At 72.6% G+C, this 23,332-nt stretch carries 22 protein-coding genes and 1 tRNA gene; 5 read left to right on the forward strand and 18 right to left on the reverse strand.

All coding sequences use genetic code 11. From position 1 onward, the window contains the following. Positions 1 to 23: 23 nt before the first annotated feature. Entirely contained in the window at positions 24 to 149 is a 126-nt protein-coding gene (locus AC5L34_RS02200) for a hypothetical protein (RefSeq protein ID WP_357972642.1), read from the reverse strand. 575 nt (positions 150 to 724) lie between these two features. Here AC5L34_RS02200 and AC5L34_RS02205 point away from each other — a divergent pair. Next, positions 725 to 1,078, forward strand: coding sequence for a hypothetical protein (locus tag AC5L34_RS02205; RefSeq protein WP_441176257.1), 354 nt, complete (start codon positions 725 to 727; stop codon positions 1,076 to 1,078). Positions 1,079 to 1,317: 239 nt separating this feature from the next. Here AC5L34_RS02205 and AC5L34_RS02210 read toward each other — a convergent pair whose 3' ends face one another. The 5 genes from AC5L34_RS02210 to AC5L34_RS02230 form a co-directional block, all read right to left on the reverse strand. Then, positions 1,318 to 2,028 (reverse strand): hypothetical protein, encoded by a 711-nt coding sequence (locus AC5L34_RS02210; RefSeq protein ID WP_494823682.1) that lies wholly within the window; start codon positions 2,026 to 2,028, stop codon positions 1,318 to 1,320. Beyond that, the gene (locus tag AC5L34_RS02215) at positions 2,025 to 2,282 is read right to left on the reverse strand and encodes a hypothetical protein (RefSeq protein ID WP_494823683.1); all 258 of its coding nucleotides are present in this window, start codon (positions 2,280 to 2,282) and stop codon (positions 2,025 to 2,027) included. The genes AC5L34_RS02210 and AC5L34_RS02215 overlap by 4 nt, the downstream gene beginning before the upstream one ends. Positions 2,283 to 2,435: 153 nt before the next feature. Beyond that, entirely contained in the window at positions 2,436 to 3,020 is a 585-nt protein-coding gene (locus AC5L34_RS02220; RefSeq protein WP_494823684.1) for a hypothetical protein, read from the reverse strand. 289 nt (positions 3,021 to 3,309) lie between these two features. After that, complete coding sequence (locus tag AC5L34_RS02225; RefSeq protein ID WP_494823685.1) at positions 3,310 to 6,012, reverse strand: RHS repeat domain-containing protein; 2,703 nt, start codon at positions 6,010 to 6,012, stop codon at positions 3,310 to 3,312. Positions 6,013 to 6,390: 378 nt separating this feature from the next. Beyond that, a tRNA-Tyr gene (locus tag AC5L34_RS02230) sits at positions 6,391 to 6,474 on the reverse strand. A gap of 148 nt (positions 6,475 to 6,622) precedes the next feature. Between AC5L34_RS02230 and AC5L34_RS02235 the strand changes: the two genes are divergently transcribed. Beyond that, entirely contained in the window at positions 6,623 to 7,117 is a 495-nt protein-coding gene (locus AC5L34_RS02235; protein ID WP_089003198.1) for a YajQ family cyclic di-GMP-binding protein, read from the forward strand. A gap of 238 nt (positions 7,118 to 7,355) precedes the next feature. On the opposite strand, the gene AC5L34_RS02240 is transcribed toward AC5L34_RS02235, so the two are convergent. From AC5L34_RS02240 to AC5L34_RS02275, 8 genes are all read right to left on the reverse strand, one after another. Beyond that, positions 7,356 to 8,615, reverse strand: a complete 1,260-nt coding sequence (locus AC5L34_RS02240) for an MFS transporter (RefSeq protein WP_494823686.1) — start codon at positions 8,613 to 8,615, stop codon at positions 7,356 to 7,358. A 142-nt stretch (positions 8,616 to 8,757) separates the two neighbouring features. Continuing rightward, positions 8,758 to 9,633, reverse strand: a complete 876-nt coding sequence (htpX, locus tag AC5L34_RS02245; protein WP_441176029.1) for a zinc metalloprotease HtpX — start codon at positions 9,631 to 9,633, stop codon at positions 8,758 to 8,760. A 169-nt stretch (positions 9,634 to 9,802) separates the two neighbouring features. Further along, a complete protein-coding gene (locus AC5L34_RS02250; protein ID WP_441176030.1) occupies positions 9,803 to 11,368 on the reverse strand; it encodes an NADH-quinone oxidoreductase subunit N in 1,566 nt (521 codons plus the stop codon). A gap of 43 nt (positions 11,369 to 11,411) precedes the next feature. Next, positions 11,412 to 12,926, reverse strand: coding sequence for a complex I subunit 4 family protein (locus AC5L34_RS02255; protein WP_494823687.1), 1,515 nt, complete (start codon positions 12,924 to 12,926; stop codon positions 11,412 to 11,414). Positions 12,927 to 12,981: 55 nt separating this feature from the next. After that, on the reverse strand, positions 12,982 to 14,922 hold the full coding sequence (locus tag AC5L34_RS02260; RefSeq protein ID WP_494823688.1) for an NADH-quinone oxidoreductase subunit 5 family protein: 1,941 nt from the start codon (positions 14,920 to 14,922) through the stop codon (positions 12,982 to 12,984). Continuing rightward, positions 14,919 to 15,359: an NADH-quinone oxidoreductase subunit NuoK gene (nuoK, locus tag AC5L34_RS02265; protein WP_494823689.1), complete on the reverse strand. Its 441-nt coding sequence runs from the start codon at positions 15,357 to 15,359 to the stop codon at positions 14,919 to 14,921. Before nuoK ends, AC5L34_RS02260 begins: the two co-directional genes overlap by 4 nt. Continuing rightward, positions 15,356 to 15,937: an NADH-quinone oxidoreductase subunit J family protein gene (locus AC5L34_RS02270; protein WP_441176034.1), complete on the reverse strand. Its 582-nt coding sequence runs from the start codon at positions 15,935 to 15,937 to the stop codon at positions 15,356 to 15,358. The genes nuoK and AC5L34_RS02270 overlap by 4 nt, the downstream gene beginning before the upstream one ends. Continuing rightward, positions 15,934 to 16,560, reverse strand: a complete 627-nt coding sequence (locus AC5L34_RS02275; RefSeq protein ID WP_101412818.1) for a NuoI/complex I 23 kDa subunit family protein — start codon at positions 16,558 to 16,560, stop codon at positions 15,934 to 15,936. The genes AC5L34_RS02270 and AC5L34_RS02275 overlap by 4 nt, the downstream gene beginning before the upstream one ends. Before the next feature lie 93 nt (positions 16,561 to 16,653). Between AC5L34_RS02275 and AC5L34_RS02280 the strand changes: the two genes are divergently transcribed. After that, entirely contained in the window at positions 16,654 to 17,226 is a 573-nt protein-coding gene (locus AC5L34_RS02280) for a Uma2 family endonuclease (RefSeq protein ID WP_494823690.1), read from the forward strand. Here AC5L34_RS02280 and AC5L34_RS02285 read toward each other — a convergent pair. Then, positions 17,207 to 17,641 (reverse strand): ester cyclase, encoded by a 435-nt coding sequence (locus tag AC5L34_RS02285; protein ID WP_357972676.1) that lies wholly within the window; start codon positions 17,639 to 17,641, stop codon positions 17,207 to 17,209. The genes AC5L34_RS02280 and AC5L34_RS02285 overlap by 20 nt on opposite strands. A gap of 135 nt (positions 17,642 to 17,776) precedes the next feature. On the opposite strand from AC5L34_RS02285, the gene AC5L34_RS02290 reads away from it, so the two are divergent. Next, entirely contained in the window at positions 17,777 to 18,868 is a 1,092-nt protein-coding gene (locus tag AC5L34_RS02290) for a glutathione S-transferase family protein (protein WP_441176036.1), read from the forward strand. 90 nt (positions 18,869 to 18,958) lie between these two features. Here AC5L34_RS02290 and AC5L34_RS02295 read toward each other — a convergent pair whose 3' ends face one another. After that, positions 18,959 to 19,921, reverse strand: a complete 963-nt coding sequence (locus AC5L34_RS02295; protein WP_357883232.1) for a complex I subunit 1/NuoH family protein — start codon at positions 19,919 to 19,921, stop codon at positions 18,959 to 18,961. Continuing rightward, positions 19,921 to 20,736 (reverse strand): NADH-quinone oxidoreductase subunit C, encoded by an 816-nt coding sequence (locus AC5L34_RS02300; protein WP_441176037.1) that lies wholly within the window; start codon positions 20,734 to 20,736, stop codon positions 19,921 to 19,923. Before AC5L34_RS02300 ends, AC5L34_RS02295 begins: the two co-directional genes overlap by 1 nt. A gap of 182 nt (positions 20,737 to 20,918) precedes the next feature. Between AC5L34_RS02300 and AC5L34_RS02305 the strand changes: the two genes are divergently transcribed. After that, positions 20,919 to 21,965, forward strand: a complete 1,047-nt coding sequence (locus tag AC5L34_RS02305) for a glucose 1-dehydrogenase (RefSeq protein ID WP_441176038.1) — start codon at positions 20,919 to 20,921, stop codon at positions 21,963 to 21,965. Between the two features lie 5 nt (positions 21,966 to 21,970). Here the strand turns inward: AC5L34_RS02305 and AC5L34_RS02310 are convergent, their stop codons facing one another. Continuing rightward, entirely contained in the window at positions 21,971 to 23,287 is a 1,317-nt protein-coding gene (locus AC5L34_RS02310; protein ID WP_363896811.1) for a DUF2252 domain-containing protein, read from the reverse strand. Positions 23,288 to 23,332 lie beyond the last annotated feature (45 nt).

Consider the following 23,332-nt stretch of genomic DNA (forward strand, 5'->3'; position numbering starts at 1 on the left):
TCACGTCATCGAGCGGTGGTTGCTCAGCGAGGTGCGGGCATGTTCCAGATGATGTCGGCGGTCTGGAAGTCACCAATCATCACGCCGCTCGCGAGGGCGGCGAGTGCGAAAAGCGAGCCAAGCAGCCGGCCCAGCCTTCGACCAGACATGTTTGCTCCTGTCGGGGGAAGTCTCACGGGGATGGTGGAGGTTCCACGATCGTGCCACAAGGCAGGTACCCAGAAAAGCGGTGCGCGTACCGCCGGACCGAGCGTCGACGACGTTGCGCCGTTCGGCCACCGGGCCGCCCCGACCGAGCCCTGATCACGGGGCTGAGCGGCCACCGTGCACTTCGCACATTGCGGATTGCGACCTTCCACGCAATTGGGGGAAGGCCCGGGAGTCCAGACGTACCCACCACCACCGTCGGCGACCCCCCGCCGAGGGAAACTTGACCGGACATCGACCACCATACTCGTTCTGCGCCAGCATGCCACAGCTTCTGCCGGCGGCCCGACAGACCTCGTGCGCGGACGGGACAGGCACCGGCCGCCCGGCCTGGCCGCGGGAGCCGGTGTGCACGGTGCTGTCGATCGCGTCGCGGGCATCGCCGCAGGCCGCCCCGGTGGCGCCGTCGTGAGCCCCCCCCCCCCCCCCCCCCCCCCCCCCCGCGAATGCGGTGGTGTTCCTCGGTGGCCCGCCGGTACTGTCCGGAGCCACCATGACAGCGAGCGGTGAGGTCGAGATGGGCAGCGGTGGCGGAACGACGGTGCTGTGGCGCCCGACCGGACCGGAAGAACTCGACCTCGTTCGCGAATCGGGATGGCGGAAGTGGCCACCGCGCCTGCCGGACCAGCCGATCTTCTATCCGGTCCTCAACGAGGACTACGCGATCATGATCGCCCGCGACTGGAACGTGCCCGCCTCCGGCGTGGGATACGTGACCCGCTTCCACGTCGAGACTGACTTCCTCAGCCGCTACCCCGTACGGCAGGCCGGTGGCGACACGATCCTGGAGCTATGGGTGCCAGCCGAGGAGCTCGACGAGTTCAACGCCCACCTCGTCGGCACGATCGAGGTTGTGCACGAGTTCCGGTAGCCGAGCGGCGGCGAGCGGTGCCATGGCCGGCGACCGACCCTACGGGACCCCGTAACCTGCCGGGATCGGCCGCATGTCTCCTGACCCCGAGCGCACTCCGGGCCGGCCGGCCAGGCCTTGGCCAACGACTACGACAGCTCCGCCGAGGCGTACGCGGCCGAGACCGAGTCCAACCTCATTCCCGCTGGCGGGGGCCGCTGGCACTGCTCGACGGGTAGAGGATCCGAGCCGATCGCGCGCTACAGCGTCATCCGGACCGACTCGACGAGACGCCAACTCGCGGCGCTCGCCGCCGTCGACACCGTGGCGCTCACCAGGAAGATCCGTAGTGAGACCGGCGGCCGGCGGAGCAAGAACGCAACTGCTGCGGCAAGGAGAAGTTGCACCGCCGCCGCTCCAAGCCTGGCCCAGACCAAGGAGCCCACAGGCCCGACCCAGATGAAGACGACGTGGAAGATGGCATAGATAGCCTCCCCGGTGAGCAGTCCGAACGCAATGCCCAGAGCAACACTGGCGTTGCGTACCGTGCCCGTCCTGACGACGTGCGCGAGCAGACCGAGCCCCAGTCCGCCGAACAACGCGCCGACCAACCAGAAGGCCGACGCACGCGTGACGGAACCGAGCCCCTCCGGTGGCAGCGCTGGCCCCGAATCGCTGAGCCACTGCCGGCTGAGCGAGCCAACGAGGCCGTAGTAGGTCAGGGTCGCCAGGACGAGTGTGCCGACCCCAACAACGAGAGCTGGCCTCAAGGCCAGGGCGTGGTAGCTCACGGCGAGGGCCACCACGCCCCAGGCGAACCCCGAACTGAAGGCTGGCACGAGGAACCTGCCCACAGCTTCCGGCACGAGGTCGGCAGCGAACGCCGCCATCCCCAGGGCGACTCCCGCAAGAAGCGAGGGAAGCACCTCACGCCTTGTCGATCGTCCGCGGAGGACCTTCAGCTCCCTCATCGGAAGAACTCCGGACAGTTGGGCTTCGCGTCGCTTCCTCCGACCTCCGGTGGCAGAGGCCAGACGTCCCGCGAGTCGTTGAACGCCGGTCCCGGCGGTGGCTCGACCGTCAGTGACCTCGCCCAGCTCGGTACAGCTACAGCCGCGCGTTTCACCGACCACCACAGCCAATTCGTCAGGTACCACAGAGCGAAGACCGCCGCCAGGCCCAACGCCATCAGCACCAGACATACGAACGCCAGCTTGAAGATCACTCAGGCATTCTTGCTCGGCGTGCGGATATCTCGAGACAACGCCGGCTCGCCGGCGGACCATGTCCCGATGCGTGGCGTGGATGTCCCCGCTCGCCTCCACAGCCGCACACCGGCCCGCAGATCGGCGACGCGACAAACCCCCAACGGATGGTGTCAGCCTTTGCTGGCGCTTGGCGTGGGAGTCGGTGCGGTGACCATGTCGCGCAGCGCATCCAGGAGAAGCTCATGCTCGTCAGCAGGGAGACCAAAACGGGCACGCGAAAGCTTCGTGGCATACGACGCGAGGGCGTCGAGATCGGCGAGTTGTTGCCGCACTTCCGCATCTATCGCGGCATCGGGATCAAAGTCGATGGCCTCATCACCCGTGTAGTCCTCGGACGCCAGCTCCACACGGTGATCGGCGGCGTCGATGGCCCGACCCGCGACATGTGCGGCGAAGACTGGCTCCGCATGGAGGAAACACTCCGCCGCGAAGAGAATCGCGGCAGCCGGGTCATCGTCGGCGTCAGCCGGACCGGTCTGTCCGTCGTTGTGGCAGTACTCGCTCATGTAGAACCCGCCGAGGGCAACGGCAATCGGCTTGAAGGCAGTCTGATCGCCGGCAGCAGCACGCCACACCAGGTCAAGCAAAGGTCGCAGGCTCTGCGTGAACGGCAGCCCTTGCGGGTCCAGCCGCATCAGCCGCTCTGCTGTGAGAGCGGCGAATGCCACCGCCGTACCAGCGTTGGCAGCCAGCACTCGCGACCGCACCTGCTCGCTCAGGGTCCGCCAATCCGTCACACCAACCTCCGAGCACCGACGCGGGTCAACACAGGACCGGAGCCTTCGGCCCCGGATGGCCCGGCGACTCAGCGACACGCCCAGCGCCTATGGATTGGGACGGACGCTGTCGCAGCCGTTCCCGCGACATCCGCCGCTTCAGCCGAGCACCACCGCTGGCGGCACCGGGTGAGGTACTTGCGCCAACGCCTGGACCTGTCGGCCTGCCCCGCTGCTTCGTTGAAGCAGCGGGGCCACGCAGGTCGGGTCAGTGGACCTCGAAGCTGCGGGTGTCGCTGTAGCTGGCCAGGTGGTCGAGGTCGGGCGGCATGTGAACCCGGTAGTGGTGGGTGCCCTTCGCGGAGGGCTGGATGGTGAACGAGTAGCCGCCGGTCCACGACAACGCCGTGCTGCTCACCGTGGACCAGCTTCCGTCCACGTAACGCTCCAGGCGCACCGTCCTGCCTGGGTGGGCCGGGGACACGCTGCCCGACAGGGTGACCGAGCCGCCGAGGGGCACGGACGTCTTCGACAGCGTGGCAGTGACGGTGGTCTTCACCCAGACCGTCGTGAGGCTGCTCTCCGAACCCAGGTGGGTCGTCGAGCCGCGGTACTGCCACTTGTAGTCCAACCCCCACGAGGGCTTGTGGCTGTAGCTCGCCTCGCCTGAGCTGTCAGTGGTCGACGTGGTGATCAACGTCCACTGGCTGGTGCCCTTACGCCTGCCGTAGAGCCGCATCGGAGCGTCCGCGATACCCGCACCGGTGTCCGCGCGGACTGCCGCGCCCGACACCGTCACCGCCGACCCGTGCGCCAGCGACGTGGCGCTGACCGCGATCGTGGTCGTGCTGCCGACCAGGGTCACACTCGGTGCGGCCGACAGCTTGCCGTTGCTGTCCTTGACCCACACCGCGAACGTGTACGTCGTACCCGGCGCCAACCCCGTCGCCGTGGCACTGTTGCCCGTGCCCTCGTACACCGCCGTGCCGGCGGTTGGTGACGACGGCGCCGTCGGGCCCGTGGCACTTCGCACGATCACCTGGTCCAGATCCGTGATCGACGGCAGCGTCCAGGACAGCGTGGCCGAGCCGACACCACCCGTCGCCTTGAGATTCGACACCGTCAGCGGGCCCTCGACGGTGAAGCTGTACGTGGTGACCATGGAGGCGGTGCGGTCGGCCGTGAAGCTGCGGACGCTCAGGACGTACCTGTCGGCGGCCGGCGGCGTCCAGGTCACCGTCGCGCTGCCATCGGCCTCGGCGGCAACGGTGCCGCTGCCCGCGGCAGACCCGTTGCTGACCCACCATTGGTACGAGGTCGAGCCGGGCATGCGCGGTGTGAAGCTGAAGGTGCCCGGGGCGAGGTGACCGCTGCCGGTCGCCGGGAAGTCGGTCGAGGCGACCCGGGGCCCGTCCGTCACGGTCCAGGTCACGCCGTCCGACTCCGTCTGCACGCCGGCGGCGTTGCGGGCGATGACGGTGACGGCCTTGTAGCCACTTCTGGTCGGGGTGAAGCTGAAGGTGGCGGTGCCGTCGGCGGCCGGCTTGACGACCTGGCTGCTGGCCTCGTCGTAGTGGAGCGTCGCCACGTAGTCGACCACGTCGGCCATCCCGCTGCGGGCCGTGAAGGTCGCCGGCGTGCCCAGGTCGGTGCCGCCGGTGCGGGTCACCGTCGGTGCCGCTCCGTCCACGGAGATCGGTTGCCAGCGCGGATGGGAGAGGGTGCCGTCGGCGCTCCGGCTCTGGATCCGCAGGCCGGCGACGCCGGTCTCGGTGGCCGTCCAGGTCACGTCGGCAGTGCCGTCCGGCCGGGCCGGAACGGTGATCTTCTCGATCGGCCGCTGCTCCAGGCTCGAGTATTCCGCCCAGTAGACGTACGCCTCGACGTTCGGCATCCGGGGCGCGAGGCGGAAGGCGAGCGACGACCCGATGACCACGTCGCCGCGCGTGTCCCCGGTGAGCGTCGGGCCGTTGTCGACGATGAACCGGTAGGCGCGGTCCGCGTGCGCCGTGCCGTCGTGCGCGACGCTGTGCACGTAGAGGGTCTGCCAGCCGCCGCGCGTCGGAGCGATCATGACCGTCGCCTTTCCGGTGGCGTCCGCCGGCACGGTTCCCGATGGTCCGCCCTCGTCGATCCGCCATGCGAACGACGCTGTGCCAACGAGCCTGGCGGCGGTGAACTCAAACGCGCCGGGCACGCCGACGTTGTAGTCGAGGTCCGGAGCCAAGTCCTGGTACGCGGCGGAGAAGACCGACGGTCGGGTCTCCTTGACGTAGAACTCGTAGTGGGCCGGCTTTGACCGGTTGCCAGCCCGGTCGATGGCGTAGACGATGAGCGAGTGGTGGCCGGCAGCTCGCGGGCTCCAGCGGACGGTCGCCGGACCGCCGAGCCCTTCGGCGTTCACCGTGCTCTCCACGGGGTCTTCCGCGAGCTCGGCCGAGCCGAACCGGTAAAGGTAGCTGACGGTGTCGGCGGAGACCGGGGCCAGCGCGAACACGCCGGGGACGCCGATCGCGCCGCTGGCGTCGTCCCAGCTGCCTGCGGGATATTCGGCAGAGGTGACGGTCGGTGCCGGGCCACCGCTGCGGTCGACGGTGAAATGGCACGTGTCGCTCCACGCCGACGCTGCCGCGCCATCGAGGACCCGCACCCGCCAGGCGTACGTGACGCCGTCGAGCTGCTTCGCCGCGTCTTCGAGCTGGACGTAGACCTCGCCCTGCTCGCCGACGGTGCGGAGCCACTGCTGCGGATGCTCCGGGTCGGCCACGTCCCACACCTGGAAGTCGGCCTCGAGATGGGGACCCGCACCCGTACGGTCGAAGGTGCCCCGCAGCACGACGGCCTGAGCGTCGTTGAGCCTGGCCGGGCTCAGGTACGGCCCCGGTGCGGCGGTGGCGCACGACTGGCCGGCGGTCTTGAGGTCAGTGGGTGCGCCCGCGGCCGCGGTGGCCGGGGCCGCGGTGAGCCCCACGATCGTTCCGCAGCCAAGTGTCGAGGCCATGATCAGCGCCATGGCACGCTGACGAGCGCGCGGAGCGTTACGCACGTGGTCTCCCAGATTGACGGGTAGCGTTTATCAGCCGCGAAGAGGATCGCATGCCGCCGCGACGGAGGACGCCCCGGAACCGTTGCATTGAACGTCAGGTCGCCGCGTCTGGCGGCGGCGTTGTCCAGTGTGGTGACCGGCAAGCGCCGCCAACACCAACAGGCGCAGCCCCAGAGGAGCGCTCAGAGGAAGATCGATCCGCCCATGACCAGTCGTCGACGGCTGGACGCAGCCGGACTCCGCCGGACGAACGACAACGGCCCCCGATCAGCATTCCTGCTGGTCAGGGGCCGTTGGTGCTCCTGGTGGCGGGTAGAGGATTCGAACCTCTGTAGCTTTCGCGACGGATTTACAGTCCGCTCCCATTGGCCGCTCGGGCAACCCGCCAGGGCACCCCACCGCGCCGTAACGCGGCAGCGGAAGCAAGGATAGCGGCTCCCCCCGGCACCGGCGCAACCGGGTACCGTCAGGGGGTCGTACCGCTGGTCAGCGGGGGACGAAGGACCACAGACCGCCGGACAGCAGGAGCATGAGCATGGCAGCGAACCCGTCGTTCGACATCGTGAGCAAGGTCGACCGCCAGGAGGTCGACAACGCTCTCCGCCAGGCGGAGAAGGAGCTCGCGACGCGGTTCGACTTCCGGGGCACCGGCGCCGAGATCTCCTGGTCGGGTGAGGAGGCCATCAGCCTCCAGGCGGAGACCGAGGAGCGGGTGCGGGCGGCGCTGGAGGTCTTCAAGGAGAAGGTGATCAAGCGGAACATCTCGCTGAAGTCGCTGGACGCCGGCGACCCCCGCTCGTCGGGCAAGATCTTCAAGATCGACTGCAAGGTGATCCAGGGCATCGACTCGGACAAGGCGAAGGCCATCAGCAAGAAGATCCGCGACGAGGGCCCGAAGGGCGTCCAGGCCCAGATCCAGGGCGACCAGCTGCGCGTCACCGGCAAGAAGAGGGACGACCTCCAGGCCGTCATCGCGCTGCTCAAGGGCGAGGACTTCGGCGTCGCCCTCCAGTTCACCAACTACCGCTGACACGCGTCCGGTCGGTCCTGCCTCGGCGGGACCGACCGGGCGGCGGCCGGCCGCTCCTGACAACCCGGGTCGAGAGGACCGCGCCGGTTCAGCGGGAGAAGACGAGCAGCAGCACGACCGTCAGGATCGCGCTGATCAACAGGGATCCGAGGCAGCCCACCCGGTTCGAGAAGAAGACGAACATGCCCGGGTGGTACCCCTCCAACGCGACGGAAATCCCGGGAGCCCGGCCGGAACGTCAGGCGGGCAGCAACTCCTCGCTGCGTACCGCCGTGGCCTCCGCGCGGGCGATGGGCCCGGCGGGCAGGGCCGCGACCCCGGCCCCGACGGCGACCGCCGCCCCGGCGAAGACGAACGCCCAGGGCACCCCGCCGCCGTGGTCGACGATCAGGCCGGCCACCGCGCCGCCGGCGGCGCTGGCACCCACCGACATGGTCACCACCCAGGTGTACGCCTCGTTCAGCATGCTGGTGGGCGCGACCCGGCCGACCAGGGTGTTCTCCAGGGTGAGCGCGGGCGCGATCGTGGCGCCCCCGATCACCAGGGCGGTGCCCAGCGCCACCGGGGTGGACATCACCGCGAAGACGGCAAAGCTGGCCGCCACCGCGCCGAGCAGCAGCGAGAACTGCCGGGTCATGTTCCGGGCGGGCTTGCGGACACCGAACCAGAAGCCACCCACGGCGCTGCCGACGCCCCAGACGGCCAGCAGCACCCCGGCGAGGCTGTCGGGGTCGTCGGACGTGTAGGCGGAGGCGAACGCTGGCACGGTCACGCCGGCCGCGCCGAAGGCGATGCCGAGGGTGGCCACGCAGAGCAGCAGCGCCGGGAAGCCGGACACCCGCAGCGGGCCGAGCCCCGTGGTGCGGTGCTCGCGCGGGTGCGGCTGCCAGCCGCGCATCACGCGGCCGAGGGCCACCGCCATCGTGCCCACCAGGGTCACCACGGCGGCGCCGATCAGGGCGGCCCCGGCGTCGGCGAACAGGATGAAGCCGGCGACCAGCAGCGGGCCGAGCACGAAGACGATCTCGAAGAGCGTGGTCTCGGCGGCGAGGGCGGTGTTACGCAGGTGCCACCGGCCGGACGCCGGCGAGGTCAGGTCGTTCCAGGCGCCGCGGATCGCGGCGGTCAGCGGCGGGTAGGTGGCCCCGGCGACGCCGGAGGCCACGAAGACCAGCGCCAGGCTGCCGGCGTCGGAGCGGGCGGACCAGAGCAGGCCGAGCAGGGCGAACGGGTGGGCGACGGCGGTGCCGACGAGCACCGGGGTGGGGCCGATCCGGTCGGCGATCCGGCCCGCCACGGGGCTGAGCGCGGCGCCGGAGAGGGCGTAGATGGCCCCGGCGACAGCGGCCAGTGAGTAGCGGCCGGTGACCTGCTCGACGACCAGCAGCAGCGCCAGCGGCGTCATGCCGATCCCGAGCCTGCCGAGGATGCCGGTGAGCAGCAGCATCGGCGCTCCGGGGATCCGCCAGACGCCCAGGTACTGGCGCAGTGCGGCCACGGTCGACCTCCAGGGGATGTAACGAGTGGGGAACCTTTCGACCCTAACGCCGCCGACGGCGCGAGAGGAACGGTTAACGCGCTCACACGCCTTTCCGCCCGTGTCCGGCGGACCGGACACGGGCGGAAAGGTGATCAGCGCCTCAGCGCTGGAACTGCACGGGGCCGCTGTTGGCGGCCATCCGCTCCAGCCGGGCGACCCGCTCCTCCATCTTGGGGTGGGTGGAGAAGAGCGCCGCTACGGCGCCGCCCTTGAACGGGTTGGCGATCATCAGGTGGGCGGTGCTGGTGAGCTGCCCCTGGGCCGGCAGCGGCCGGCGCTGGGCACCCATGTGGATCTTCCGCAGGGCGCTCGCCAGGGCCAGCGGGTCCCGGGTGAGCTGGGCGCCGGAGGCGTCCGCCTGGAACTCCCGGCTGCGGCTGATCGCCAACTGGATCACGGTGGCCGCGATCGGGCCGAGGATGATGGTGAGCAGCAGCACGGCCGGGTTCGGGGAGTCCTCGTCGTCGCCACCGCCCAGCGGGATGAACCAGGCGATGTTCGCCAGCATGGTGATGATGCCGGCCAGACCGGCCGCCACGCTGGAGATGAGGATGTCCCGGTTGTAGACGTGCGACAGCTCGTGCCCGATCACGCCGCGCAGCTCGCGGTAGTCGAGGATCTCCGTGATCCCCTGGGTGACGCAGACGGCCGCGTGCTGCGGGTTCCGTCCGGTGGCGAACGCGTTGGGTTGCGACGTCGGGCTCACGTACAGGCGGGGCATGGGCTGCCCGGCCTCGGTGGCCAGCTCGCGGACCATCCGGTACAGCTCAGGGAACTGTGCCTCGCTGACCGGTTGCGCCCGCATCGAGCGCAGCGCGAGCTTGTCGGAGTAGAAGTAGGTGACGCCGTTCATGAGCAGCGAGACGACGACGGCGATGACCAGGCCGCCACTGCCGCCGAACCAGTAGCCCACCGCCAGGATCAGCGACGTGAGCAGGCCGAGCAGCGCGGCGGTCTTCAGACGGTTGTGGTGCACGATCACTCCTTCGGTGCAGCACGGATCGCGCGGGATCCGCTGACCGGTCCAACAACCCGGTACCCGCCAACCATCCGTCTCATGGCTGAGAGTTGCCTGAGATGTCCGGAGTGCCCGCAGGGACTACCGCCCCGCAAGGCGGGTAGGCCGCCCCTACGGGACCGCCGCGTCAGCGGGCGGCGACGTCCAGCACGAGCTGCGGGGCGAGGCCCAGCACCAGCGCCGCCACCGTCGCCACGGCCAGCACCACGCCGACCGTCCGGGCCCGTACGGGCGCCCCCGCGGAGGCGTCAGCGCCTGCGGGGACGGCCCCGACCAGCCGGGCGTCCGCCCCCGCCGCGGCGACCGGGCCGTCGGCCGTGCGGGCCGGGGCATCCGCCCCGGAGGCCGGCGCGGCCCACAGGGTGGCGGTGAGGCGCAGGTAGTAGGCGAGGCCGATCACCGCGTTCACGGCCACCACCACGGCGAGCCAGCCCGCGCCCCCGTCCAGCAGCGAACGGACCACGGTCACCTTGGCGAAGAGGCCGGCCAGGCCCGGCGGCAGGCCGGCGAGCCCGACCAGCGCCAGTCCGAGCGCCGCCGCCCGCCACGGGTGCCGCCGGGCCGCCCCGCGCAGGTCGTCGAGGGTGCCGCCGTCCGCGCCCGCCGGGCGCAGCGCCACCACGGCCGCGAAGGCCGCCAGCTCCAGCACCACGAAGAAGACGGCGTACGCGACGGCGGCCGCGTACGCGGCGGTGCGGGCGTCGGCGGTGCGCCCGGCGGCCAGCGCCAGCGCGCCGAGCGGGGCGAGGATGTAGCCGGCCTGGGCGACCGAGGACCAGGCGAGCAGCCGGACCGTACGCCGCTGGCGCAGCGCCACCAGGTTGCCGACGGTCATCGTCAGCACCGCGAGCAGGGCGAGCACCGGGCCGGTCACGTCGGCCGGCAGCGCGTACTGCACGACGGCGAGCAGGGCCACCACGCCACCCAGCTTCGAGGCGGTGGACAGGTACGCCGCCACCGGCAGCGGCGCGCCGTCGTAGGTGGTCGGCGCCCAGGCGTGGAACGGCACCGCCGCCACCTTGAACGCCAGCCCCAGCACCACCAGCGCCACGGCGGCGGTGGTGAGCGGCAGGTCCAGCAGGTCGGGCCGGTCGGTGAGGATCGCGCCGATCCGGCCCAGGTGCAGCCCGCCGGTGGCCGCGTAGAGCAGCGCCGCCCCGAGCAGCGTCAGCGTGGTGGCGACCACGCTGACGACGAAGAAGGTGACGGCCGCCTCGGCGCTGGCCAGGCTGTCGCGGCGCAACCCGACGAGGACGTACAGCGGGAGGGTGAGCGTCTCCAGCGCCACGATCAGGGTGATCAGGTCGCCGGCCGCGCCGAGCACGACGCCGCCCGTCATCGAGCAGGCGAGCAGGAAGCAGTACTCCCCCGTCGGCGACTGCCCCGCCCGCAGCAACGGGCCGGACAGGGCCAGCACGCCGAGGGTGAGCAGCGCGACGACGACGGCGACCAGGGCGGCCCGGCCGCCGAAGACGTACGAGCAGTCGGCGCCGACGCAGAACGTCCGGCGCTCGCCCCCGGCGCCGACCAGGACCGTGCCCAGCGCCGTGGCCGCCGCACCGACGGCGGCCGTCGCCAGCGTGACCCGGCCCCGGGCCACCAGCAGGTCGGCCAGCAGCACCAGCACGGCCGTCCCGGCGGCCAGGTACGCCGGGAGCAGCGCCACGTTGTCGACGCTCTGCACCACGCTCACCGCGGCACCTCCCCGTCCCGTCCGTCCCGCCGGCCCGGATCCCTCACCGCAGCACCTCCACCAGGGCGTCGACGGGTGCCTCCGCGACGCCGAGCACCAGGGTCGGGGCCAGGCCGACCGCGAGGGCGAGCAGCACCAGCGGCACCCACGCGACCAGCTCCACGCCGGCCAGGCCGGGGGTCAGCCGCCCGACCGCCGGGCTGGGCCGCCCGTGCGTCACCCGGCGCAGCAGCCGCAGCAGGTACGCGGCGGTGAGCGCCCCGCCGACCGCCGCCAGCACGCCGAGGGTGGTCCAGAGCGCCCCGCCGACCTCGACGGCGGCGACCACGGCGAACGCCTCGCCCCAGAAGCCGGCCAGCCCGGGCAGGCCGAGCGAGGCGACGGCGGCGAAGCCGAGCAGCCCGGCCAGCCGTGGGGCGGTCTCCCGCAGCCCGGACAGTTCGTCCAGCGACCCGGTGTGCGTACGGTCCTTGACCGCCCCGGCGAGGAAGAAGAGCAGGCCTGTGATCACCCCGTGCGCGACGTTGCCGATCAGGGCCGCCTGGATGCCGGTGGCGGTGAGCGTGGCGACCCCGAGCAGCACGAAGCCCATGTGCCCGACGCTGGAGTACGCGATCAGCCGCTTCAGCTCCCGCTGCGCGAGGCAGACCAGCGACCCGACCAGGATCGCCGCCACGGCCAGCACGCCGAGCACCGGGGCGGCCCAGCGGGCGCCCTCCGGGGCCACCCCGACCGCGATCCGGATCAGTCCGTACGTGCCCATCTTGAGCAGCACCCCGGCGAGGACCACGCTGCCGACGGTGGGTGCCTGGGTGTGCGCGTCGGGCAGCCAGGAGTGCAGCGGCCACAGCGGGCTCTTCACCGCGAAGGCCAGCGCGAGCAGCGTGAACGCCGCGAGCTGGGTGCCCCGGGACAACCCCGTCCCGCCGGTGAGCGCCACGACGTCGGCCGTGCCGGCGGCGGACACCACCACGTAGACGCCGACCAGCAGGAGCACCGAGCCGAACAGCGTGTAGAGGGCGAACTTCGCCGCCGCCCGCCGCCGGTCCGCGCCACCCCAGCCGGCGATGATCGCGTACATCGGGAGCAGGACGACCTCGAAGAAGACGAAGAAGAGCACGAGGTCGAGGGCGAGGAAGGTGCCGAGGATGCCGACCTCGACGACCAGCAGCAGGGCCACCAGGGCCCGCCCGCTGCCGCCGTCGGGGACCTTCCACAACGTGTACGCGCAGCACAGCAGCGTGAGCAGCGCGGTCAGCACCACCAACGGCCAGGAGATGCCGTCCACGCCGAGGTGGAAGCGCAGGTCGAGGCCGGGCACCCAGGGCAGGTCGAGCCGGTGCCAGGGGCGCACGGCGGGGGTGCCGGCCGCGTAGGTGGCCCAGGAGCGGTCGCCGAGGAAGAGCAGCGCGGCGGCCACCAGGGTCAGCGCGGCGACGGCCGTGCCGAGGGCCCGGGCCGCCCGGTCCCGGGGCGTCGCCGCCACCGCGAGCGCGCCCAGCGCCGGCAGCGCCAGCACCGCCACCAGCAGGAACTCCCCGAAGCGGACGCCACTCACGGCGCCACCTCAGTTCGCGACTGCCGGGCTCGCAGACCTGGTCCTCTGCTCGCGTTCATGCGGATACTCCGATCAGGACGGCCGCGAGGCCGATCAGCAGCGCCCCGGCCAGCACGCCGACCGCCGCACGCGGCAGCGCCGCGCGGTGCAGCGCCGCCAGGCCGCCGCCGAGGCCGAGCGCGGCCCGGCCGCTGCCCTCGACCGCGCCGTCCACCACCACCTCGTCGGCCGTACGCGCCGCGCGCGCCAGCGCCTTCGTCGGGCGTACGACCAGGGCGCGCTGGACGTCGTCGAGCCGGAACGCGGCGGCGAAGACCGGCCGCAGCGGACCCAGCGCGGTCGCCGGGTCGGCGGCCGGGTCCCGCCGCCAGCGCAGCCAGGCGAGCCCCGCCCCGACGACCAGCAGCGCCAGCGGCAGCAGCAGCTCCGGGCCGACGTGGATCAGGACCTGCTCGCCGGCCGGCTCGCTGGCGGTGGGCGTGAGCAGCAGTCGACGCGCGAAGGCCCAGTCGAAGCCGGCGAGACCCAGCAGTGCGGCCGGTACGGCGAGCAGCAGCAGCGGCCAGCGCATCACGGCGGGCGGGTCGTGCGGGTGGGCCAGCGGCATCCGCGCCTCACCGAGGAAGGTGCGCAGCAGCAGGCGGGTGGCGTACCAGGCGGTGACCGCGACGCCGGCCAGCCCGGCCAGCCACACCAGCCAGCCGACCCAGGACGGGGCCGGGCCGGTGCCGTGCAGGGCGGCCTCCTGGGCGACGGTCAGCACGCCGTCCTTGCTCCAGAAGCCCGACAACGGCGGCACCCCGGCGAGCGCCCCGAGCCCGATCACCGTGCACCAGAAGGTGACCGGCATGCGGCGGCGTAGCCCGCCCATGCGGGACATCAGCGTGGTGCCGACTGCGTGGATGACCGCGCCGGCGGCGAGGAAGAGCAACGCCTTGAACGCGGCGTGGGTGAGCAGGTGGAACAGCGCGGCCGGGGTGGAGCCGACCGCCAGCGCGCCGGTCATGTAGCCGATCTGGGAGACCGTCGACCAGGCCAGTACGCGCTTGAGGTCGTCCTGGGCGGTGGCGGCTAACGCGCCGAGCAGCAGGGTGACCGAGGCCATCACGCCCAGCACCGCCAGCGCCACGGGGGTCGCCGCGAACAGCGGGTAGAGCCGGGTGACGGCGTACACGCCGGCGGCGACCATGGTGGCGGCGTGGATCAGCGCCGAGATCGGCGTCGGGCCGGCCATCGCGTCGGGCAGCCAGGTGTGCAGCGGGAACTGGGCGCTCTTGCCGGCCACCCCGGCGAGCAGCAGCAGGCAGGCGGCGGTCAGCGTGCCGGTGGCGTGGTCGTGGGCGAGCACGTCGGCGATCCGGAAACTGCCCGCCGAGACGCCGAGCAGCGCGATGCCGAGCAGGAAACCGACGTCGCCGACCCGGGTCACCAGGAACGCCTTCATCGCGGCGGCCGGGGCCTCCGGCAGCCGGCGGTCGTGGGCGATGAGCAGGTATGAGCAGATGCCCATCACCTCCCAGCCGACCAGCAGCAGGATCAGGTCGCCGGCGACCACCACCAGCAGCATGGCGGCGGTGAAGAGGCTGATCTGCGCCGCGTACGGCGGGTAGCGGTGGTCGGTGTCGACGTCGTCGTGCGGGCCCCGGCGCAGGTAGCCGATCGAGTAGACCTGCACGGCCAGCGCCACCGCGGTCACCGCGACGGCGACCAGCGCGGCGGCGGAGTCCAGCCGCACCCCGAGGCTGACCGTCAGCCCGCCCAGGTCCACCCAGGTCGTGGACGCCTCGGCGGGCCGGTCGAGGGTGACCAGCAGGGCGACGGCGAGCGCCAACGCACCGGTCGCCCCCGCCACGCCGAGCGCGATCGCCACCCGCCGCGCCCGGTCGCCGGCGGTCTGGTCGGCGGCGCGCGGCGCCGGCGGCAGCAGCAGGCCGAGCAGGCCCGCCACCAGCGGTACGGCCGGCAGCAGCGCGCCGAGCAGCGTGGTCGTGCTCACCGCTCCCCCTCCGGGCGGTCGGCGGACCCGGGCCGGGTGTCCGGCCCGCCGGTGCTCCCGAGCTCGCCCCCGGCGCCGGCCCCGGCGGTGGTTCCGGCGGTGGCCGGCTCGGCCGCACGTCCGAGCGGCGGGCGCTCAGCCAGCGGCACCTCGTCGACGGCGACGGTGGCCCGCAGCCGGTAGAGCTGGAGCACGATGGCCAGGCCGACCCCGATCTCGGCGGCGGCCAGCACGATCACGAAGAGCGCGAAGACCTGCCCGCCGTGCGGCAGTTGCGCGCGCACGGTGGTGTCGGCGGTGACCAGGATCAGGTTGACCGCGTTGAGCATCAGCTCGACGGCCATCAGCACCAGCACCGCATTGCGCCGGCGCAGCACGCCGTAGACGCCGAGGCCGAACAGCAGGGCGGCCGTGACGTACGGGATGACGGGCCTCACCGCGACCGCCCGCCGTCGTCGCCCGGACGTCCGCCGCCGACCGCCGTGCCGGAGCCCCCGGGGCCCGGCTCCCCGGCCTTCGGCCGGCCGATGTCGGGGCGGGAGATCACGATGGCGCCGACCAGGGCGGCCAGCAGCAGCACCGAGAGCACCTCGAAGGGCAGCACCCAGCTGCGGAAGATCTGGTCGCCCAGGCGTTCCGCGGTGCCCGCCTCGGGCAGCTCCACGGCCGTCCAGCGGTACGCGTCGACCAGCAGGGCGGCCAGCCCGAGCCCGGTGCCGCCGCCGACCAACGCCGCCGCCCAGCCGGGCCGGTCCAGGTCGTCGGAGGCCCCGATCGGGGCGCGGGTGAGCATCACCGCGAAGAGCAGCAGCACCACGACCGCACCCACGTAGATCAACACCTGCACCCACGCCACCAGCTCGGCGGTGAGCACCAGGTACATCCCGGCCAGCGCGCCGAGGCAGAGCACCAGGTAGAGGCCGGCCCGGACCAGGTGGCGGGTGGCCACCACCAGCACCCCCGAACCGACCGCCAGCGCGCCGAGGGCGAGCAGCAGCACGTCCGCACCCGTCATGCGCCGGCCTCGGGCTCGGGGCGTACGGCCGGGGCGGCGGGACGGGCGGCGGGCGCGGCCGGGACCGCGGCCTTGCGCGCGGCGGCGGTCTCCTCCTTCGCCGGCTCGCCGTTCGGGTCGTGCGCGGGCGGCGGCGGCACGGTGCCCATCCACTGCCCGAGGTGGTCCTTGTCGTGCAGCAGGTCCTTGATGTCGTACTCGGAGTACTCGAACTCCGGCGACCAGTAGAGGGCGTCGAAGGGGCAGACCTCCACGCAGATGCCGCAGTACATGCAGAGTGAGAAGTCGATGTCGAACTTGTCGAGCACGTTGCGTTGGCGGGGGCGGGCGGCGCCGGGCACCGCCACCTCCTCCTTGTGCGAGTCGATGTAGATGCACCAGTCCGGACACTCCCGGGCGCACAGCATGCAGACCGTGCAGTTCTCCTCCAGCAGCGCGATCACCCCGCGCGAGCGGGGCGGCAGCTCGGGGGCGACGTCCGGGTACTGCTGGGTGGTCGAGCGGCGCGTCATCGTCTTCAACGTGACCGCGAGCCCCTTCACCAGGCCCGCGCCCGGCAGGCCACGGTCTCCGCCGGCGCCGCCCGGCTCGCTGCGCTCGCTGCGGTCGGTCATGCCGACCATCCTGCCCTGTGGCCGCGGCGCGCGCGACCACCACCCGGGGTCTGCCGGCGGTACGGTGAGGCGGGGAGAACGACGCACCGGAAAGGCCTCGCCATGACCGCCGCGCTGCAGGGCGACCATCCGCCACCGGGCGGGTGGACGGTCGACGACCTCGACCGCCTGCCCGACGACGGCCGCCGCCACGAACTCCTGCACGGAAACCTCATCGTGTCGCCCTCCCTCACGCGACTCCACCAGTCGATCGCACTGATGCTCGGTGCGGCTCTCCAGGAGAGCTGCCCCGCCGACCTCGACGTCACGCAGGGCGTCGAGGTGCGGCTCTCCCGCACCCGGGCCTTCATCCCCGACGTGCTGGTCACGGAGCTGGACGCGGCCTCGCGCAACCCCTCGCACTACCAGCCCCACGAGGTCATGCTGGTGGTCGAGATCGTCTCCGAGGGGTCGCGGAGCATCGACCGGGTGCTCAAGCCCGCGCTCTACGCCGAGGCCGAGATCCCCTACTTCTGGCGGATCGAGACCGAGTCCGGGATCGTCGTGCACGCCCACAAGCTCGACCCGGCGAAGCGCGTCTACGTCGAGCAGGCCCGGATGACGGACGGCATCCTCGTCCCGGAGCCGTGGGAGATCGACATCCCGCTAAGCAGGATCACGCCCCGGTCCCGCTGATCCCGCCGGGCGCGGGCGGGAGCATCTCCACGCCCAACTGCTGGAGGAGCTGGAACAGCTCGTTGCAGCTCCACACGTCGACGATCCGGCCCGCGTCGTCGAAGCGCAGGAAGCTCGCCCCCGAATAGCTGACCACCTGCCCGGTCGGCGGCACCGGCCCGAACGGCCCGGCCTGGGTGCCCGCGGCCCGCCAGTGCACCGCCACCCGGTCCCCGGCAGCCACCACGTCCACGAGCTTGTAGCGCAGGTCCGGGAAGGCGGCGCGGCGTTCCCGGTGCCACGCCAACGTCGCCTCCGGGCCGGCCCCGCCCAGCCCCGGGCACTCCGGCGACACCAGCTCGTACGCGGACTCCTCCCGCGCGCCGTTCCACACGTCGGCGATGAAGCGTCGGGCCGCCGCCTCCACATCGATCATCGCGGCAGCCTAACCGCCGGCCGCGGCCCGCCACCGTCGGACGGCGCGACGGCCCAGGTCGGCACTCGGCGCGCCCGAGGTCGGCGCAGCCGCCATGATGGGACGAGCGACGGGCGACGGCGGAGGGGTGGGGGCATGGGCGGCACGACCGAGGGCGGCACGACGGCTGACGCGGGGGGCACCGCCACCAGCGGCGACGAGGTGCTGATGCGGACCGGCGGCAGGTACGTCGAGCCGGGCGGCGAGTTCACCCGCGACCAGCGCTACATCGCCACCCGGATCACCGCCGACGCCCGCGACGGCTGGCCGGTGGAGCCCGGCCGGTACCGGCTGGCGGTCAGCCGCGCCTGCCCCTGGGCGAACCGGCTGATCATCGTACGGCGGCTGCTCGGGCTGGAGGACGCGATCTCGATGGCGGTGGCCGGCCCCACCCACGACAAGCGGAGCTGGACGTTCGACCTCGACCCGGGCGGGCGCGACCCGGTGCTCGGCATCGAGCGGCTGGCCGAGGCGTACTTCGCCCGCTTTCCCGGCTACGAACGGGGCATCACCGTGCCGGCGATCGTGGACGTGCCGACCGGGCAGGTGGTCACCAACGACTTCGGGCAGATGAGCCTCGACCTGTCCACCCAGTGGACGGCGTACCACCGCGAGGGGGCGCCCGACCTCTACCCGGAGCGGCTGCGCGACGAGATCGACGAGGTGAGCGCCGTGCTGTTCCGGGACGTCAACAACGGCGTCTACCGGAGCGGCTTCGCCGGCGACCAGGCCGCGTACGAGAAGGCGTACCACCGGCTGTTCGACCGGCTGGACTGGCTGGGCGAGCGGCTGGCCGGGCAGCGCTACCTGGTCGGGGACACCATCACCGAGGCGGACATCCGGCTGTTCACCACCCTGGTCCGCTTCGACCCGGTCTACCACGGCCACTTCAAGTGCAACCGGAGCAAGCTGACCGAGATGCCGGTGCTCTGGGCGTACGCCCGGGACCTGTTCCAGACGCCGGGCTTCGGCGACACGATCGACTTCGACCACATCAAGCGGCACTACTACGAGGTGCACCGCGACATCAACCCGACCGGGGTGGTGCCGCTCGGCCCGGACCTGGCGAACTGGCTCACCCCGCACGGCCGGGAGGCCCTCGGTGGCCGCCCCTTCGGCGACGGCACCCCGCCCCCGCCTCCCCCGCCCGCCGAGCGCGTCGACCCCGCCCACACCCCGCTGCCCTGACGGGCGGCACGCACCTCCGGCTGCCGCCACGGCCCGTACGCGGTGCCGTGGCGGCCCGGGTGGCACCTGCGGTCGCGGCGGCGGCCCGTCCTACAGCGCGACGCGGACGGCGGCCGTGAGGACGAGCTGCCCCAGGGAGACGGGGACCAGGACGAGCCAGCAGAGGCGCTGGAGCTGGTCCTCGCGCAACCGGGGGTAGGACACCCGGAGCCAGATGATCAGGAACGAGACGGCGAAGACCTTCAGCAGGGTCCACAGCCAGCCGAGCTGCGCGTCGGCGAACGGGCCCTGCCAGCCGCCGAGGAAGAGCACGGTGGTGAGCGCGGCGATCACCACGATGCCGACGTACTCGGCGAGCAGGAAGAACGCGAACCGCAGGCCCGTGTACTCCGTCATGTAGCCGAAGACCAGCTCCGAGTCGGCGACCGGCATGTCGAACGGCGGGCGGCGGATCTCCGCGAGCCCGGCGAGGAAGAAGACGACCATGGCGGGGGCCTGCCAGAGCAGCCACCACGGCTGCCACGCCTCGACGATGCCGGAGAGGCTGAGCGTGCCGGCCGCCATCGCCACCGAGGCGGCGGCCAGCACCAGCGGCAGCTCGTAGCCGAGCAGCTGCGCCGCCCCGCGCAGGCCGCCGAGGAGGCTGTACTTGTTGGCCGACGCCCACGCCGACATCAGCACCGCCACGACGCCCACGCCCACGACGGCCAACACGAAGAACAGGCCGATGTCCAGCGGCTGCCCGACCAGGTCGTCCGGGCCGAGCGGGATCACCAGCAGGACCAGCAGGTAGGGCACGAGCGCGACCGCCGGGGCGAGCCGGAACACCGCCCGGTCCGCCTCGCGGGGCGTGACGTCCTCCTTCTGCACGAACTTCACGCCGTCGGCGACCAGCTGGGCCCAGCCGTGGAAGCCGCCCGCGTACATCGGGCCGAGCCGGCCCTGCATGTGCGCCATCACCTTGTGCTCGGCCTGCCCGACCAGCAGCGGCAGGGTGAGGAAGGCGACCAGCACGCCCCCCACGCGGATGACCAGCTCCAGCCACAGTGGCATCAGGGCGTACCTCCGTCGTCGCCGGACCGCTCCGACGCGGCCGGCCCCTCCGGTGACGGCCGGGCCGCCGGACCTGCGGCGGCCGGGCCGGGCGGCGCCGGGCCGTCGGTGGTGGGGGCGGGCCGGGCGGTACGGGGTGGACGGGCCCCCGGGGCCGGCCGGGCGGGCCGCTCCCGGGCCGGGCGGGCCGGGGTGCCGCCGCGCGGCCCCTCCCCGACCCCGCCCGCGCCAGCCGGCGTCGGCGTCGTACCCCACTCCCCCGGCGCGGGCACGCCCGGCGGGCGGATCGGCCGGCGCCCGCCGCCGGCCTCGGACTCGCCCGGTTCCTTGGCGCCCGGCCACGGCTTCGCCACCCGGGAGGCGAGCACGAACTCCTTGCGCAGCGGGTGCCCCTCGAACTCGGGCGGCAGCAGCAGCGGCGCCAGCCCGCCGTGGCCGGGGAAGTCGATGCCGAACATCTCGTGCGTCTCCCGCTCGTGCCACGCGGCACCCGGGTAGACGCCGACCACCGAGGCGACGGCCGGGGACTCCCGGGGCACCCGGGTACGCAGCAGGAGGCCGTGCCGGCGGGTGGTGGACCAGAGGTGCGCCACCACGTCGAAGCCTTCGGCGAGCTCGTCGACCGCAGAGAGCCAGTCGAAGTAGTCGCAGGCCAGCTCGGCGTCGTCGCGGGCCGCGCGGAGAGCGTCCGGCCAGTTCACCGGCGGTACGTCGACGGTGGCGCGGGCGTGCGCCTGGCCACCGGAGACCGAGGGGGTCACCTCGACGGGCGCGAGCAGCGCGACCATCCGCTGGCCGACCTCTTCCGGAGTCATGCCGCTGATCCTAGGTCCTCCCCCGCACCCCCCACCCAACCGAACGCCCCACCCACCTTCCTTCCCCCGCGCCTCGCTCCGCGCCCCGGGCGGGGCGGGGAGGCGCGGGGCGCGGGGTGAACCCGGGGTGGTCTTGTGGGGCTTTGGCGGCGGGGGGACGGGCGAGGGGGAAGGATGGGGGCGTGCGCGCTGTGACTGTCAACCCGGGGGTCGCCGACTCACTGCGGCTGGTCGAGGACCATCCGGAACCGCTGCCCGAGGAGGGCGCGATCCTGGTCGAGGCGCTGGCGGTGGGGATCTGCGGCACCGACCACGAGATCATCGCCGGCGAGTACGGCGAGGCACCGCCCGGCGCGGACCGGCTGGTGCTGGGGCACGAGTCGCTGGGCCGGGTGCTGGAGGACCCGTCGGGCACCCTGCAACCCGGCGACCTGGTGGCGGGCGTCGTCCGGCACCCCGACCCGGTCCCCTGCCCGAACTGCGCGGTCGACGAGTGGGACATGTGCCGCAACGGCCAGTTCACCGAGCACGGCATCAAGGCCCTGCCCGGTTTCGCCCGGGACCGTTGGCGGCTGCAACCCCGCTTCGCCGTGGGGCTGGACCCGTCCCTCGCCCCGGTCGGCATGCTGCTGGAGCCGACCAGCGTGGTGGCGAAGGCGTGGGAGCACATCGAGCGCATCGGTGCCCGCGCCGAGTGGCAGCCGCGCACCGTACTGGTCACCGGGGCCGGGCCGATCGGCCTACTGGCCGCGCTGCTGGCCACGCAGCGCGGCCTCGCCGTACACGTACTGGACCGCAACACCACCGGGCCGAAGCCGGGTCTGGTACGCGCGCTCGGGGCGACCTACCACACCGAGTCCGTCTGCGAGTTGGACTTCGAGCCGGACGTGGTGCTGGAGTGCACTGGGGCGCCGGTCGTCGTCCTCGACGTGATGTACAAGATCGCGCCGACCGGCATCGTCTGCCTGACCGGCGTCTCCAGCGGTGGTCGGACCATCGACCTCGACGCCGGGGCGCTCAATCGCTCCCTGGTGCTGGAGAACAACGTGGTCTTCGGCTCGGTGAACGCCAACCGCCGGCACTGGGACCTCGCCGCCGCCGCGCTGGCCCGTGCCGACCCGTCCTGGCTCGACGCGCTGATCACCCGCCGGGTGCCCGTGGAGGCGTACGCCGAGGCGTACACCCCCGAGCCGGACGACATCAAGGTGGTGCTGGAGTTCGGCTCCTGACCCGCTCAGAGACCGGGCAGCCGGCCATTGCGGAACAGGTCGACGAAGAGCTGGTGGTCCTGCCGGGCGCGGACGCCGTACGCGTGGGCGAAGTCGACCAGATGCGCCACGAAGCCCGCCTCGTCGGCGTCCACGGCCGCCACGATCGCCTCCTCGGTGGAGTAGTCGACCAGGTCGTGACTGGACTCGTCGTCGGCCACCGAGTGCATCCGGGCGACCGCCCGGCCCAGGTCGGCCAGCACCCCGGCCAGTTCCTCCGGCTCGTTCACGTCGGCCCAGTCGAGGTCGGCCGCGTACGGGGAGACCTCGGCGACGAGCTGGCCGGCCCCGTCCAGCTCGGTGAAGCCCAGCCACGGGTCGGCGTGCGCCTGGAGTGCGCGCTGCGACTCGGCGGTGCGGTGCCCCTGGTGCTGGAAGTAGCCCGCGATCGACTCGTCGGCGATGTGCCGGGCCACCGCCGGCACCTGGGCCTGCTTCATGTAGATGACGACGTCGTTCTCCAGCGCCTGGGTGTGCCCCTCCAGCAGCAGGTTGTACGACGGCAGCCCGGCCGAGCCGATGCCCACGCCCTTGCGCAGCACCACGTCCTTGATGTGCGTGGCGACCGGACGGGACTGGGCGGAGGAGGTGGGCAGGGTGCCGAGGTAGTCCTCGAACGCGGCGCAGACCCGCTCCCGGGTCTCGGCGTCGATCTCGAAGACGCCGTCGCCCAGCGAGAACCGGCGCTCGTAGTTGTCGATGGTGGTCTGCGTGGCGAGCAGGTCGACCCGGGTGTTGAGCCGCGCCTGCTGGAGCACCCGGCGCAGCACTCCGTCGGCGTTGTCCAGGGTGATCGAGCCGATCGCGTCGTCGCCACCGGCGGCGATGGCCCGCAGCTCGGTCAGGTACGACTGCGCGAAGCCGGTGACCAGGTCGCTGATCGCCCGGTCGGAGAGCGCCTTGGCGTAGCCGAGCAGCGCCACGCTGGCCGCGAGCCGCTTGAGGTCCCAGCTGAACGGCCCCACGTACGCCTCGTCGAAGTCGTTGACGTTGAACACGAGCTGCCCGGAGGCATTCATGTACGTGCCGAAGTTCTCCGCGTGCAGGTCGCCGTGGATCCACACCCGGCTGGTGCGGTCGTCGAGGAACCGGTCGTCGGCGAAGTCGCCGACCTGGTCGGCGTAGAAGAGCGAGGCGCTGCCCCGGTAGAAGGCGAACGGCGACGCGGCCATCTTGCGGAACTTGCGCCGGAAGGCGGCCGGGTCGAGAGCCATCGACGCGCCGAACTCCTCGGTGAGTACGTCGACGATGTGGGCGGAACGCTGGTCGGCGGAGTGGTTCATGGTGCGCAGGCTAGCCCCCGCCGGCCAACCCGGGCCCTCGTCCGA

This window comes from Micromonospora sp. ZG13 (genome assembly GCF_059359355.1).

Bases quoted from the DNA above. Each gene is read 5' to 3' on its own strand.
- AC5L34_RS02290 (WP_441176036.1), top strand. From the start codon at position 17,777: ATGGGCGGCACGACCGAGGGCGGCACGACGGCTGACGCGGGGGGCACC.
- AC5L34_RS02275 (WP_101412818.1), bottom strand. From the start codon at position 16,560: ATGGTCGGCATGACCGACCGCAGCGAGCGCAGCGAGCCGGGCGGCGCC.
- AC5L34_RS02270 (WP_441176034.1), bottom strand. From the start codon at position 15,937: ATGACGGGTGCGGACGTGCTGCTGCTCGCCCTCGGCGCGCTGGCGGTC.
- AC5L34_RS02205 (WP_441176257.1), top strand. From the start codon at position 725: ATGGGCAGCGGTGGCGGAACGACGGTGCTGTGGCGCCCGACCGGACCG.
- AC5L34_RS02300 (WP_441176037.1), bottom strand. From the start codon at position 20,736: ATGACTCCGGAAGAGGTCGGCCAGCGGATGGTCGCGCTGCTCGCGCCC.
- AC5L34_RS02280 (WP_494823690.1), top strand. From the start codon at position 16,654: ATGACCGCCGCGCTGCAGGGCGACCATCCGCCACCGGGCGGGTGGACG.
- AC5L34_RS02295 (WP_357883232.1), bottom strand. From the start codon at position 19,921: ATGCCACTGTGGCTGGAGCTGGTCATCCGCGTGGGGGGCGTGCTGGTC.
- AC5L34_RS02200 (WP_357972642.1), bottom strand. From the start codon at position 149: ATGTCTGGTCGAAGGCTGGGCCGGCTGCTTGGCTCGCTTTTCGCACTC.
- AC5L34_RS02310 (WP_363896811.1), bottom strand. From the start codon at position 23,287: ATGAACCACTCCGCCGACCAGCGTTCCGCCCACATCGTCGACGTACTC.
- AC5L34_RS02210 (WP_494823682.1), bottom strand. From the start codon at position 2,028: ATGAGGGAGCTGAAGGTCCTCCGCGGACGATCGACAAGGCGTGAGGTG.
- AC5L34_RS02285 (WP_357972676.1), bottom strand. From the start codon at position 17,641: ATGATCGATGTGGAGGCGGCGGCCCGACGCTTCATCGCCGACGTGTGG.
- AC5L34_RS02235 (WP_089003198.1), top strand. From the start codon at position 6,623: ATGGCAGCGAACCCGTCGTTCGACATCGTGAGCAAGGTCGACCGCCAG.